General features: G+C 68.1%; 9 protein-coding genes and 1 pseudogene. 3 read left to right on the forward strand and 7 right to left on the reverse strand.

Annotated elements, in window-relative coordinates:
- From AB0J67_RS33870 to AB0J67_RS33890, 5 genes are all read right to left on the reverse strand, one after another.
- A partial coding sequence (locus tag AB0J67_RS33870; protein WP_363488586.1) for an SDR family NAD(P)-dependent oxidoreductase occupies positions 1-282 on the reverse strand: 282 nt, incomplete at its 3' end.
- A gap of 318 nt (positions 283-600) precedes the next feature.
- Positions 601-2037 carry a ricin-type beta-trefoil lectin domain protein gene (locus AB0J67_RS33875; RefSeq protein WP_363488588.1) on the reverse strand — a complete coding sequence of 479 codons (1437 nt, stop codon included), beginning with the start codon at positions 2035-2037 and terminating at the stop codon, positions 601-603.
- Positions 2038-2470: 433 nt separating this feature from the next.
- Complete coding sequence (locus tag AB0J67_RS33880; RefSeq protein WP_363488590.1) at positions 2471-4165, reverse strand: hypothetical protein; 1695 nt, start codon at positions 4163-4165, stop codon at positions 2471-2473.
- Entirely contained in the window at positions 4158-5846 is a 1689-nt protein-coding gene (locus AB0J67_RS33885; protein ID WP_363488592.1) for a glycoside hydrolase 43 family protein, read from the reverse strand. The genes AB0J67_RS33880 and AB0J67_RS33885 overlap by 8 nt, the downstream gene beginning before the upstream one ends.
- Positions 5846-7372 (reverse strand): alpha-L-arabinofuranosidase C-terminal domain-containing protein, encoded by a 1527-nt coding sequence (locus tag AB0J67_RS33890; RefSeq protein WP_363488594.1) that lies wholly within the window; start codon positions 7370-7372, stop codon positions 5846-5848. Before AB0J67_RS33890 ends, AB0J67_RS33885 begins: the two co-directional genes overlap by 1 nt.
- 155 nt (positions 7373-7527) lie before the next feature.
- Between AB0J67_RS33890 and AB0J67_RS33895 the strand changes: the two genes are divergently transcribed.
- The gene (locus AB0J67_RS33895; protein WP_363488596.1) at positions 7528-8733 is read left to right on the forward strand and encodes an RNA-guided endonuclease TnpB family protein; all 1206 of its coding nucleotides are present in this window, start codon (positions 7528-7530) and stop codon (positions 8731-8733) included.
- A gap of 13 nt (positions 8734-8746) precedes the next feature.
- Here the strand turns inward: AB0J67_RS33895 and AB0J67_RS33900 are convergent, their stop codons facing one another.
- Together AB0J67_RS33900 and AB0J67_RS33905 are read right to left on the reverse strand one after the other, a co-directional pair.
- Entirely contained in the window at positions 8747-9388 is a 642-nt protein-coding gene (locus tag AB0J67_RS33900) for a hypothetical protein (RefSeq protein WP_363488598.1), read from the reverse strand.
- 67 nt (positions 9389-9455) lie between these two features.
- Positions 9456-10466, reverse strand: coding sequence for a LacI family DNA-binding transcriptional regulator (locus AB0J67_RS33905; protein WP_363488600.1), 1011 nt, complete (start codon positions 10464-10466; stop codon positions 9456-9458).
- A gap of 1111 nt (positions 10467-11577) precedes the next feature.
- Here AB0J67_RS33905 and AB0J67_RS33910 point away from each other — a divergent pair.
- Positions 11578-13269 (forward strand): ABC transporter substrate-binding protein, encoded by a 1692-nt coding sequence (locus AB0J67_RS33910; protein ID WP_363488602.1) that lies wholly within the window; start codon positions 11578-11580, stop codon positions 13267-13269.
- An 89-nt stretch (positions 13270-13358) separates the two neighbouring features.
- Positions 13359-13984 (forward strand): annotated as a pseudogene (locus tag AB0J67_RS33915) (sugar ABC transporter permease); the annotation flags it as partial.

Consider the following 13984-nt stretch of genomic DNA (forward strand, 5'->3'; position numbering starts at 1 on the left):
GGCGAACTTGGTGGCGCCGTACATGCCGACGCCGGGCGCGGTGGCGAAGCCGCCGACCGAGCCGATGTTCAGGACGTGCCCGCCACGCTGCGCGCGCAGCACCGGCAGCGTCGCCCGGAGGGTGTTGAGCACACCGAAGACGTTGACGTCGAACAGCGCGCGGGCAGCCTCGTCAGACACCTCCTCGACCGCGCCGACCAGGCCGTACCCGGCGTTGTTGACGACGACGTCGATGCGGCCGAACCGGCGCACGGCCGCGCCGGCCGCGTCCTGCAGCCGCATGCTGGACCGTCACTCCACTCTGAAGCCCGCCCAAATCGGATTCATCCGACCGGACTACCGGCTCCGTGCCTGGGCTTACGTGATCATCTTCGGGACCGGGTTCCACGTCACCGACCCGCCGATCGCCGACCACCTGCGCGGCCGCGACGGCCACACCCTCGCCGAATGCTGGAACGGCAGCCCACACAATAGCGCTCTAAAATCTCCGCCCGCGCCGGACAAACCCCGGCGCGAGTCGTATCCCGGAACGCGCCGAAAGGGCGCGGGAGCCTGTTCGCTCCCGCGCCCTTACCCGTCAGCGTGCCCCTCGGCCGGCCGTCACGCAGCCTTCACGAAGTACTGTGCGGCCGATCCATTACAATCCCAGATCTGCAGTCGCGCGCCGTCCGCTGTCGAGCCTCCCGGGGAGTCCAGGCACTTGTTGGAGTTCGGGTTGCGCAACCGGTTACCTTCCTGGACCCAGTTCTGTGCGCCGCTGCCGTTGCAGTCCCAGAGCTGCACCTGCGTGCCGTTGGCCGTACCCGCGCCGTTGACGTCGAGGCACCGGCCCAGCGTCCGCAGGGTCTGGCCGTCCCGGCTCCACTGCTGGTCCCGCGAAACAGCAGACCCCTGGCACGTCCACAGCTGCACGGCCGCGCCATTGCCGCCCGTGTCGTTTCCGGCCACGTCCACGCATTTGCCGCCCGGCCCGTTGATCTGCGTCGCAGGTCCGCCCGTGCCCCCGCCGTCCTGGTAGTAGCGCACGTAGTCGATCAATGCGGTGAGCGGGAACTGGCTCTGCACGGGGTTCTGTCCGGGGTAGGTGCCGCCCAGCGCCAGGTTGAAGATGAGGTGGAACGGCTTGCGGAACTCCTCCAAGGTCGCCGGTGTCGTGTCGATCACGTGCGTCTGCGTACCGTCGATGTACCAGCGGATCTGCGTGGCCGTCCACTCGATCGCATAGACGTGGAAGGCCGCGGCGTTGTTGACGGCGGGGTTCGCGACGTAGTTGGCGTTCTGACCCGCTGTCCATGGGAACACGCCGGTCCGCACATCCCAGAAGATGTTGTTCGTGACGGTCGCGTTCGCGTTCGCGTGTTCCATGATGTCGACCTCGCCGCAACTGGCCCAGTTGGTGGGCAGGCGGTCGTAGTAGGTCTGCGCCGGGTTGTAGGCGCTCGTGGACGTCTCGTCGCACGAGTCGCCGAGCATCCAGAAGGCCGGCCACGAGCCGGTGGCGGTGGGGAGCGCCATGCGCGCCTCGATACGGCCGTACTGGAAGGACCTCTTCGTGTCCGTCGTCATGCGGCACGACGTCTGGTAGAAGTTGCGGCCGTTGACCGTGATGGGCGTCGTGAGCCAGTTGGCGCGCATCACGAGGTTGCCGCCGGACTGCGTGCAGTTCTCGGGGCGGTACCACTCCCATTCGCCGTTGCCCCAGCCGTCGAAAGTATTGAGGCCGGGGTTGAGGCCGTTGCCGACGTTGTAGTTCCAGTTGGCGCTGCTGGGCGCGCCGGACCCGTTGAATTCGTCGGCCCACACGAGGTTCCACGCGGCGTGTGCGGGCTGCTGCTGGACGACCGTGCTGCCGACGAGTGCAGTGACGGCCGCGGTGAAGAGGATCATGAGGCGCCGGCCGCGCGACACCGCTCGGTTCACAGCGCGGCCACGGGCCAGGGGTGCGCGTTCTTGTTGAATCTCCACAGCGAATGTGCCCTTCTCGAGCAGGGGCGGAGGTCGTGCGATCGGCGGAAGTGCCTGTTCGAGTCCCTCCACGGATGTGAGAGCGCTCTCACATGGTGGTTGACTGCAAACCTTGTTGTCAATAAACCGGGCATGCCAGAGCAACGAACTCGCGCAAGAGGCGACAAACACGAACGATGCGAGGCGGCCGCACTGCGCGATCCTCATCGCGGGTTCGAGGGTGTCGTGACGTGATCGGCGAACCACAGCGCGCGTTCTACGACAACCAGTTCGGCTTGACGTTCCCGCTCTCGAGCACTACGACGTGACTCCTGCCTTTGCAGGCTTCGGAGCCTCCACCTCACCCGGGGCGCTTCAGGAAGATCGACAGGTGACCTTGTGAAGGGGCTAACTGGTCGGTTCCATGCCATCGTCTTGGACACGCATCCACACAGAGGTGACGTGCAGCATGTCCCATCCGTACCAGTAGGCACCGTCGTCGGTGCACTCGCACATGTACGCGTCCTCAGTGCCGAATAGACCCTCCTCGTGGTCGAAGAGCTCCTGGAATGCGGCAAGCAGCGGCGCGGGCAAGCGGCGGCGCGACCGAGGCGACCGCCCAGGCGGGCAGCGTGAGGTCGATGTCGAGAACGCCGTCGTCGCCGACGGTCAGCGTGCTGCGGTGGAGGCCGTCGGCGACGTGGCGCAGCTCGGCGGTCTGTTCCCGCGTGATGTTGAGCGGGGCGCCCATCTGGTACCAGGCCTCGGCGACGTTCCCGTGCTCCCAGTCGAGGATCTCCACGGTGAGCTCGGTGCCCGGGCGCAGTCCCTCGACCCGGTGCCGGACGCGGCGCCCGGGGCCCATCTCGGCGAGGGCTCGCGTCTCGGCGTAGCCGTTGCGGGACGCGAGCCCCGTCGTGCCCATATCGGCGGGGTAGTTGTAGAAGATGGCCGACACGTCACCCGTCGCGGACGAGCGGGTGATGGCGCCGTCGGGCAGCTCGGCCAGGAGGCGGTCACCGAGGCGGTGGAGCATGGCCATCGCGTGGAACGTCGGCTTGTGCAGGCCGTTCTCGTTGACGAACCCGAAGCCTCCGTGGAAGGGGCCGATGCCGCCGCCGCCCTCCTCGAACACGTCGGTGAAGGTCCAGTAGGAGATCGAGTCGGCCAGCGGCGCGCCCTTGAGGAGCGCCCGGACGATGTACGCGGCGGCGAAGAGCGTGTCGTGGATCGCGTCGCGGCTCGACGGCGAGGTCGACCACTCGGTGATGTGCAGCTCGGCATCCGGGTACGGGCTGTTCTCGATGATCGTGCGCAGGACCTGCAGGTCGACGTACGTGGCGTCCTTCTGGCGCGTGATCGCTTTGAGGTTGCCCAGGGAGTCCGCCGCGTAGTCGGTCGGATACAGGTGGGTGGAGAGGAAGTCGATCGGCAGCCCGCGCTGCGCGCAGTACTCGATCAGCTCGTGGATCCACACCGGCTGCCAGTCGAGCTCGTCGGGGTCGGTGGCCACCGCGGTCTCGACCTCGAGCGACGGGTCGTGGGTCTCTCCGGAGTAACGGGCGTCGGGGACGAACACGCTCGTCGACGGGCCGCCGACCCGCAGCCGGGGGTCGATGGCTTTGATCGCGCGCGCCGTGGCCTCGTATAGCTCGAAGTACTCGGTGCGCGTCCCGGTCCAGAAGTTGGGCACGAGGTTCGGCTCGTTCCACACCTCGAACGGCCACTGCCGCACCTCGTCGATGCCGTACCGCTCGATCCAGTGCCGCACGGTGGCGTCGACCAGCGCGACCCATTGGCCCATCTCCTTGGGCGGGCTGCAGTGCGCCTTCCACCAGAACAGCGTCTCGGTCTGGGTGGCGAGCTCGCGCGGCATGAACCCGAGCTCCACGAACGGGCGGGCGCCCGCGTCGAGGATTGCGTCGAACACCTTGTCGACATATGCGAACGTGTAGACCGGCTCGGGCAGCGGCTGGTTCGGGCCGAAGCCGCCGCCGTCGTCCGTCCGGTAGACGAACATGTCGTCGTGGAACAGGCCGTGGAAGCGCACGTGCCGGGCGCCCAGCACCTGGACGGCCTCGCGGAAGTGCGCCTGCCAGTCCGCCCGCAACGCCTCATTCGCGCGGCCGGCACCGACGCACTCGTTCCACACATGATGCAGCCGCACCTCGGCGGGTTCCTGCCCGTCGATCAGCAGGGCTGACGTCGCCTGCTCAGTCAAGAACAGCTCCTTCGCTCCGTCGGTGAGTAGGGCTGGCGAGCCCGGTGGGATCGCTGACACGGAACCAGTCCACGTCGACGTAGCCTCCGGGCTCGACAGTGGCGTAGTTGAAGAGGGCGAACCGGTACCCGGTGAAGTGCGCGAGGTCGTATTGCATCCGCAGGGTGTCGCCCAGCCACGTCCAGTTGCTGCCGTCGTACGAGTACGCGAACGACGCCGTATCGACGGCATCCCGGAAGTCGACGTCAGCGCGCAGGTGGACGACGTCCGCCCGCAGCGGCACCGGTGCGCTGGTGAAGGCGAGGACGCCGTCGCCGCCCGCCCGGCGCATCACCAGGCTCTTGGTCCCGCCCTCCATCGTCACGGCGATGTATCCGTACTTGCGCTGGTAGGCGGAGATGCCTGCGACGTCCCCGTCCTTCATGTGCGAGACGTCCAGCGAGATGGCGCCGGAGCTCGCGGGTCCGAGCGTGCGTTGGGTGAGCGTGTTGCGCGCATCGAGGATGCTCGACGCGACGCTGCCCGTGGTCAGCCGCAGGTGTCCGGGCCGCTCGGTGAGCGACCAGAACCGGTTGTCCGGGTTGTGGTTCCACTGCCACTGGAGCCCCAGGTCCGACCCGTTCCATGCGTTCTCGGCGGACTCTGCCAGGAGGTCCGCGTTGGCCGTGTTCCAGTGGCCCGCGCGCTCGAGGAGGTTGTCGAAGTCGTCCGAGGCGACGACGGCGGCCCCGTCACCGGCCGTCCGTGCGGCCGCCGCGGGCGCTTGCGGATGGAGAGCGAACACCGGCCACCCGTCGTCGTCCCAGGTCACGCCAATGAGCTGAGGCGCACGACCCAGCGGGCCCTCGTCCTGGAACAGCATGGCGTACCACTGTCCGTCGGATGTCTGGACGACTCCTCCCTGGGCGACGCCGGTTCCGGGTCGGCCCCCGACCGTCACGGCCTGGCTGAGCACGACCCGGCCCTCCCACACGCCGCCGGCCGACTGCGGCGTCAGCGACGTCGACCGCCACAGCACCTCCTGGCGGATGCCACCCGACGGCCACTCGATCATGAAGACGTAGTAGTAGTCCCCGATCTTGTACGCGTGCGCGCCCTCGGCGTTCAGTCCGCTGGTCTGGTCGACGTTGGCGTCCTCGACGAGCCGGGTCGCCGGGCCGTCCCAGGCAAGGGTCCCGTCGTCGTGCCGCCGCAGCCTGCGCAGGTCGATCGACCCGCCACCGTACACAAGCCAGACGTCGTCGCCGTCGAACAGCAGCGACTGATCGTGGGCGTACCCGTCGAGCACCGACCTGGTCCACGGCCCGTGCTCGATGGTGGGAGTCGAGTAGACGTACGTCTGCTGCGTGGTGAGGCTGCCGACCGACACGTAGTAGGTCCCGTCATGGAACCTGATGCTCGCTGCCCAGCTGCCCTGGCCGTACGCGTCCTGGCCGTTACGCAGCGCCAGCGCGTCCGTGTCGTCGAGGATCGCCGCGGTGTACCCGGCGATGGACCAGTGCACCAGGTCGCCCGAGCGCATGATCGGGACGCTCGGCGCGAAGTACATGGTCGTGCTGACCATGTAGTAGTACCGGCCGTCGAAGATGACGTCCGGGTCGGGCACGTCCGCGAAGATGACGGGGTTGGTGACGTCTGCCCGCGCCCCGCCGTCGCGGATGTTCACCTCCGGTCGGTCCATCAGCGCAGCTCGAGCGCCACGGTGACGTAGGAGTGGGCAGGCAGCTCGACCTCGAGCCCCCGGGGGTGGGGGTGCACGCCGGCATGGTCGGTAGGGGCGACGGCGTCGAGCTGTTCGGGAGTGTTGTGCGCGTCGAGCGCCGTGGCGGTCAGCACCCGCGCGGTGTGCCCGACGACATCGCGGCCGCGCAGGTCCAGGACGAGGGTGCGGTCCGTCTCGGCGTCGAGGTTGGACAGCGAGACCAGGGCGGTGTCGCCCTTGACCGACGCGGACGCCGAGACGAGCGGCAGCTCGGTCGCGCCGACGGCGCGAGTCTCGACGCCGCGCAGGTGCACCGCGAGGGCGGCGGCGTCGTGGTGGCCGGTGTTCATGGCGAAGACGTGGTACGTCGGGGTGAGCACGAGCGCCCCGCTGTCGGGGTCGGTGAGGATCATGGCCTGCAGCACGTTGACGGTCTGGGCGATGTTCGCCATGACCACGCGCTCTGCGTGACGGTGGAACGCGTCGAAGTGCACAGAGGCGACCAGGGCGTCGCGCAGCGTGTTCTGCTGGTACAGGAACCCGGGGTTGGTGCCCTTCTCCACGTTCCACCACGTGCCCCACTCGTCCACGACCAGGCCGACCTTGCGGTGCGGGTCGTAGCGGTCCATGACCGTGGAGTGCCGGGTGAGCAGCTCTTCCATGCGCCGAGCGCGGGCCATGGTCACGTACCACTGGTCCGTGCTGAACCCGGTGGCGTCGCCCTTGTCCGACCACGGCCCGGCCATCGTGTAGTAGTGCAGCGACACGGCCTGGAACGGGCCCGCCGAACCGGCTCGGTCCGCTGCCAGGTCGTCGAACGAGCGCATGAGCGTCTCGGTCCAGTGCAGGTCGGCCTCGTTCGCGCCCGCCGCGATCCGGTACAGCAGGTTGCCGCCGTGGTTGCGGCAGTAGGTGGCGTACTGCCGGGCCAGCGACGCGAACTGTTCGGCGCGCAGGTTGCCGCCGCAGCCCCACGCCTCGTTGCCCAATCCCCAGAACGGCACCCGCCACGGCTGCTCGCGCCCGTTCGCCCGCCGCAGCGCCGCCATCGGTGAGTCGTCCGCCCGGGTCAGGTACTCCACCCACTCCGACATCTCCGCCACCGACCCGGACCCCACGTTCCCCGACACGTACGGGTCCGCACCGAGCAGCTCGCACAGGTCCATGAACTCGTGCGTGCCGAACGCGTTGTCCTCCACCACGTCGCCCCAGTGCGAGTTGACCATCCGCGGGCGGCTCTCGCGCGGGCCGACGCCGTCACGCCAGTGGTAGTCGTCGGCGAAGCAGCCGCCCGGCCAGCGCAGGTTCGGGATCGAGATTGCCCGCAACGCCTCGACCACGTCCGAGCGGATGCCCCGCACGTTCGCGACCGGCGAGTCCTCGCCCACCCAGAACCCGCCGTAGATGCACCGCCCCAGGTGCTCGGCGAAGTGCCCGTACACGTGCCGGCTGATCGTGGCGCCGGGCAGGTCGAGGTCGATCACTGCGATCGTGCTCGTCGTCATCAGATTCCTTCCGTGGATACTGCGGCCTTCAGGCCGGAGAGGAAACGGAGCTCCTGCGCAGCAGGACAGGCACAGACGATCCGCCGCCTCGGCGGACCGGCGTACACGCGAACGCCAGTACGAAACCGTGCCGGCGTCCTGTTAGGATCGTGGTCGTGTCCAGGGCGGTGAAGCGCGCGTTCAAGTACCGCTTCTATCCGACCGGCGAACAGGCCGCGCAGCTGTCGCGCACGTTCGGATGCGTACGGCTGGTCTACAACATGGCCCTGCAGGCCAGAACCGAGGCGTGGACCCAACGCCGGGAGCGGATCGGCTACAACGCCACCTCGGCACTGCTCACCGGCTGGAAGAAGACCGATGACCTGGCGTTTCTCAACGAGGTGTCCTGCGTGCCGTTGCAGCAGGCGCTGCGGCACCTGCAGACCGCCTACACCAACTTTTGGGCCAGACGCGCCAAGCACCCCACGTACAAGTCCAAACGACGCTCGCGCCGCTCGGCGGAGTACACGGCCAGCGCGTTCCGGTGGCGTGAGGGCACGCTGACCCTGGCCAAGATGAGCCGACCTTTGGACATCGTGTGGTCGCGGCCGCTGCCGGCGGGCTGTACGCCGTCGACGGTGACCGTGTCGCAGGATCCGGCCGGGCGCTGGTTCGTGTCCCTGCTCTGCCAAGACACCGTCACCCCGACCCCGGCCGCGGGCATGGTCGGGATCGACGCGGGGCTGGAAAGCCTGCTCACCCTGTCCACCGGCGAGAAGGTCACCAACCCGCGGCACGAACGCGCCGACCGCCGGCGGCTGGCCCGGGCGCAGCGCGATCTGGCCCGCAAGCAGAAAGGCTCGGCCAACCGCGCCAAAGCCCGGCTGAAGGTCGCCCGGATCCATGCCCGCATCGCCGACCGGCGCCGTGACCACCTGCACCAGCTGACGACTCGGCTCGTTCGTGAGAACCAAGCGATCGTGATCGAGGATCTGGCTGTGGCGAACATGGTCAAGAACCACCGGCTGGCGCGCGCGATCGGCGACGCGGCCTGGCGGCAGTTGCGCACGATGCTGGAGTACAAGACCGCCTGGCACGGCCGGGCTTTGATCGTGGTGGACCGCCGGTTCCCCTCGACCCGCCTGTGCTCGACCTGCGGCGCACTCGCCGAGCGGATGGCGCTGGGCGTGCGGTCGTGGACGTGCCCTTGTGGGGCAGTGCATGACCGTGACGTGAACGCGGCACGTAACCTTCTGGCCGCCGGACTGGCGGTGACAGCCTGCGGAGACGATGTAAGACCTCAACGAGGAACCTCTCGGACGGGGCGGTCGTCGGCGAAACAGGAAACCCCGAGGGCGACCACGGGAATCCCCGTCCTTTAGGGCGGGGAGGATGTCAATGCAGGCCTTGGCGAGGAACTCGCGGAAGCCAGACCCGCATCGGGCCGGGGGCACGGTTGCCCCAGGTCGAGAACGGGATCGCTGTTACCGTTCGCTCGTCGCCGAGCTCGGTGGCGGTCTCGGGGCCGTAGAGGCCGTCCGCGGCGTTGATCACGCGGCACCTCAGGACGAGCGTGTCGCGCTCGCCGACGGTGATCGCCACGGGCAGGACCGCGAGGTCGTCCACGTCCAGCGGTGCGTCCAGGTCCGCCTGCTCGACGCAGTAGACAACGGGTCCCCGTGCGGCGGCCACCGCTGCGCGCAGCGCGTCGACGCGGTGATGGGCCGTGGTCAGCCGCGGCGTCAGGTCGAAATCGAGCACGTAGCGGGCGCCCGGCTCCAGCGGCACCCGGGCGTACCCGTCGCCATCGCGCCCGCGAGCGCCGTCGGATCCTACCACGGTGGGGCGCGGCGACCATCCGGGGATGCGCACGGACAGCTCGGTGCCGGGGACGACGTCGCCCTCGGCGCGGATCTCGACCCGCCCGTCGCCGCCGACAAAGCGTACGGACGGGATCGGCAGCGGCCGGTGCCGCGTCCCGGCGAGCGGGGATGCGGGGACGGCGCGTAAGGCGGGCGTGCGCGCAGAGGTGCTCACAGTTTGGTTCCCTTCGACCGAACCGGGCTAGAGGGGCGCGCGGCGTTCCGCGCGTGAGTGCACGGCCCTACGCGCCACCGCGGGTGGAGCCACGCACCACGAGACGGACGGGCGCGACGACGTGCTCGGCCGGGCCGGTCCAGCCCGCCATCTGCCGGCGCAGCAGACCCACCGCGGTCTCGGCGACACCTTCATGGTTCGCGTCGACGGAGGTGAGGCCGGGCGGGACGAACCTCGCCATGTCGAGGTTGTCGAACCCGGCGAGCTGGACGTCGACGGGCACACGAAGCCCGCTCTCTGCCAGGGCCGCGATCGCGCCGAGCGCGATGACGTCGGTGACGGCGAAGACGCCGTCGAAGGGCAGACCGGACGCGATGACGTCGAGCAGGGCATCGCGTCCGGCCGCCGACGTGTAGGTGGAGACGGGCACCACATGGCGTGCGTCGACATCGAGGCCGGCATCGCGAAGTGCGCGCTCCCAGCCAACGCGGCGGTCCGACGACATCATGTGCGCGGTGTCGAACGTGCAGCCCAGCGCAAGGATGCGTCGCGAGCCGTGCTCGATCATGTGCGCCGTCGCGAGGCGGGCGCCCTCTTCGTTCGCCAGCCGCACGTGGTTGAAGCGGTCGGGCACGTCACGCTCGCCGAGCAGCACGATCGGCTTGGGCGTGCGCACGCGGTCCAGCTGGTCGCGGTCGAGGCCGGCGACGGACAGCAGGACACCGTCGTAGAACTGGAGTCGCGCGACGCTCACCGCCGCCATCTCATACTCCGGGCTGGCGCTCGTCCGCTCAAGGACGAGGTGCCGCCCGTCGGCCTCGATCAGCGGCGCGATCTTGTCGGCGATCTCACCGAAGTAGTCGTGGAAGCTGGGCACGATGAAGGCGACGGTGTCGGTCCGTCCCGCGCGCAGGTGTCGCGCGGTCAGGTTGACCTCGTACCCTAGAGCCGCGACGGCGGCCATGACACGGGCACGCGTCGGCTCGTTGACCGGGAGGCGCTCGTTGAGAACGTTCGACACGGTCATGGCCGACACGCCCGCCTCACGGGCGACGTCCGCCATCGTCACCCTCGCCATGTGTATCCTCCTGTGCGCGACGTTCTGCCGGCCCAGCAACCTCTGACGAGAGGCTCGCGGCCCGGCCATACCGCGTGGTGCCGTCATATTATCGATAAAATACGGCTTGGCAAGTGAGTCCACCGAGCCTGACGGGGCGAGCTTCTGCTGACCCCGTGGGGCCCGGCACCATCCCACGCCCACGGCGCCACCACGGTCACCGTCGCGCCGGCCTGCAGCGACACCCTGCGCCTGATGCACACCTGCCCGTCTCCGGGCACGTCGATGGTCACCTCACACGTCGCCAAGGCGTGGAGCACCACGCTCGGAAGCCCGCCACTCGAGATCGACGGCGTCACCGCCCGGACGCGCAGTCCGCGTGCCTTTCCCGATGTCCATCCGGCGGGCAATGCCGGCAGGATGGTGACGATGTCGGCGTAGGAGCGAAGGTACCCAGCCGGGTACGGCTGAACGTACCCAGCTTCTGCATGATCCATAGTCGACTGTCCTGACGCTGGATGGGACATGCCGCCTGTCGGCGTTGGGTAGCTCGTCGTCGGTCGGAAGCGTCGGGCGGCGGGCTCGAACCAGCGCGGCCGGCCGGCCGCTTCGCGCACGCGCGCCCGGCAGCTGTCAGGTCCCTGGACCTGGCCGCCACCAGGGGTACGGTCCGGGGGCCTACCGTCACCGGCTGGCCATGCCCGCCCCGGAAGGCCGACGACGGTGCATCCCTCGATCGAGCCCATCCCTTTCGCCGTGACCTCGGCCTACCACCGCCACCGTCGAAGTGGCCAAAGTGAACGGGCAGTCACGCTGCGGGATCGATCACGTACGGCGAGCTGGGTACGTTCAGCCGCACCTACCTGTCCACGCCGACCCGTACGCCGACAGGGCGTCGTTCTGGAGGGTGTGGCGCATTCGGCTCCTTGCATGTGGACCGGGACGTCACGGCGGAGTCTCGGTTCGTGCGCGGGGCTTGACGGAACCCGATCGCCTCTCTACTTTATCGCTAAAATCACGCCGAGATTAAGACGCGAGGCCGAATTCGCGTCCGCAGCGCACCTTCCGGTCGACATCGCCCGGACAGTTTTCTCACAGCGGAGACATCAGGACAGTTCTCGTAAGGAGAGACATGAAGCGCAACCTTGGACTCGGCGGCCTGCGCCGGGCCGGGCGGCAGCTCACCGTGGCCGCCACGGCCATGGCACTGATCGCCCTGGCTGCCTGCACGGAGGACGAGAGCCCGGACGATTCGGACACGCTGAGCCCCAGCAACCCGACGACGCTCTCGGTCTGGATCACGTCGGCCCAGCAGGCCCCGGCACCCGACAACAAGATCACCAAGCTGCTCAAGGACAAGCTTGGTGTCACCCTCACCTACGAGATCGTCACGCCGGACAACGAGGACCAGAAGATCGGTGTCATGCTCGCGGGCGGTCAGTACCCCGACCTCATCGGCACCGGCGACCTGAAGCAGCGTTTCCTGGAGGGCGGCGCTCTCCGGCGCCTGGACGACATGCTGGAGACCGGGGCCTACCCCAACCTCGCCGCGCACGTCAAGGACGACATCAAGAAGATGAGTTACTCGGGCGATGAGGTGGACAAGGGCCTGTACATCTTCCCGAACTACAACCGCTTCTACGGCGACATCACCGGCGGCACCTACTACGGTCCCGCGTTCTGGATCCAGAAGCGTGTGCTCGCCGACGCCGGCTACCCGGACCTCGGCAACATGACGCTCGACCGCTACTTCCAGCTCATCTCGGACTACAAGGCGAAGCACCCCCAGACCAACGGCGCCCCGACCGTCGGCTTCGAGATTCTGGCGTCCAAGGGCCGTGAGTGGGGCATGACCAACCCGCCGGCGCTGCTGGCAGGCTCCCCGAACAACGGTGGCGTCATCGTCGACAGCAACAACCAGGCGTCGATCTACGCCGACAAGGACGTCGCGAAGAACTTCTACAAGGTTCTCAACCAGCAGTACAACGCGGGTCTGGTCGACCGCGAGTCCTTCACCCTGACGTTCGACCAGTACACCGCGAAGCTGGCCACCGGCGCCGTCCTCGGCATGCACGACCAGGGCTGGAACTTCGGGACCGCCACCCAGTCGCTGCAGAGCGCCGGCAAGGACGAGCACACCTACGTGCCCCTCATGCCCGTCTACGACGGGGTGACGCCCTGGTACGCCGACCGCGCCGTCATGAACATCAACCAGGGGTTCGGCGTCTCGGTCTCCAGCAAGCAGCCGAAGAAGGCACTGAAGTTCCTCGACACCATGCTCAGCGAGGAGTGGCAGAAGACGCTCTCCTGGGGCATCGCCGGCGAGGACTACCAGGTCGGCGCCGACGGCGTCTTCTCCCGCACGGACGAGCAGCGCAAGAACTACAAGGACATCACCTGGCGTTCGCACAACCGTCTCGACGCGCTGCTCGACATGCTGCCCAAGCACCAGGGCAAGTTCTCCGACGGCAACGCCTACAGCCCCGACGACCAGCCCGCCGAGTTCTACGCGACGCTGAGCGACTACGACAAGAGCTTCATGGCGAAGTACGGCAAGAAGACCTGGCTTGACTTCATGAACAAGGTCGTGGAGAACCCGAAGTACTACCCGGCGTGGAACATCAAGATCTCCGACGCCGCCAACCAGGTCAACCAGCAGCTGACCGACACCAGCGTGCAGAACCTGCCGAAGATCATCGCCGGCAAGCCCGCCGACTTCGACAAGAACTGGCAGGCCTACGTCGACTCCATCCACAAGGTCGACATCAAGGTGTACGAGGACGCGATCAACGCCGGCATCCAGAACCGTCTGGCCAACTGGTAACAGTCTGCGAGCAGTCGTGGTGGGCGGCGTGCGCCTCCCACCACGACGCGTTCTCGATTACCACCCACTGCTCCGGACGAGGTTGACAGATGACGGACGCCACGGTCAGCACCCCTGTGACCGCCACCGGGCCCGAACCGGCCCTGGAGCCCGCGAGCAGCTCGCGTGCCCAGCAGCGCAAGGCCCGAAAGAAGGCAGCGAAGGATCCCAAGCGCAAGATCACCTGGGACAGGGTCTGGGCGCAGCGAGCCCTGCTGGCGATGGCCGTTCCGCTGCTGCTGTACCAGATCCTGTTCAAGTACGTCCCGGTCTACGGCTGGGCGATCGCCTTCCAGAACTACAAGCCGGGTCGCGGCAGCATCTGGAACCAGCAGTGGGTGGGCCTGGAGAACTTTTACAACCTGTTCACCGGTGTCAACGGTGAGCGGTTCCGCCAGGTCGTGGTCAACACGATGGGACAGTCGGTCCTGACCCTGATCGTCGGGACCTTCGGGGCCATCGTCCTGGCGCTGCTGCTGAACGAGGTCAAGAACCTGCCGTTCAAGCGGATCCTGCAGAACATCACGTACATGCCCCACTTCCTCAGCTGGGTGATCGTGGCGAGCCTGGCATCGGTGGCGCTCTCGCTGCCCTCCTCCGGCGGGTTCATCAACCAGGGCCTCATGAGTCTGCACCTGGTCGACGAGCCGGTCCTGTTCCTGACCGAGCCGAACTT

The sequence above is a fragment of the Catellatospora sp. NPDC049609 genome (genome assembly GCF_040675365.1).
Classification (GTDB): Bacteria; Actinomycetota; Actinomycetes; order Mycobacteriales; family Micromonosporaceae; genus Catellatospora.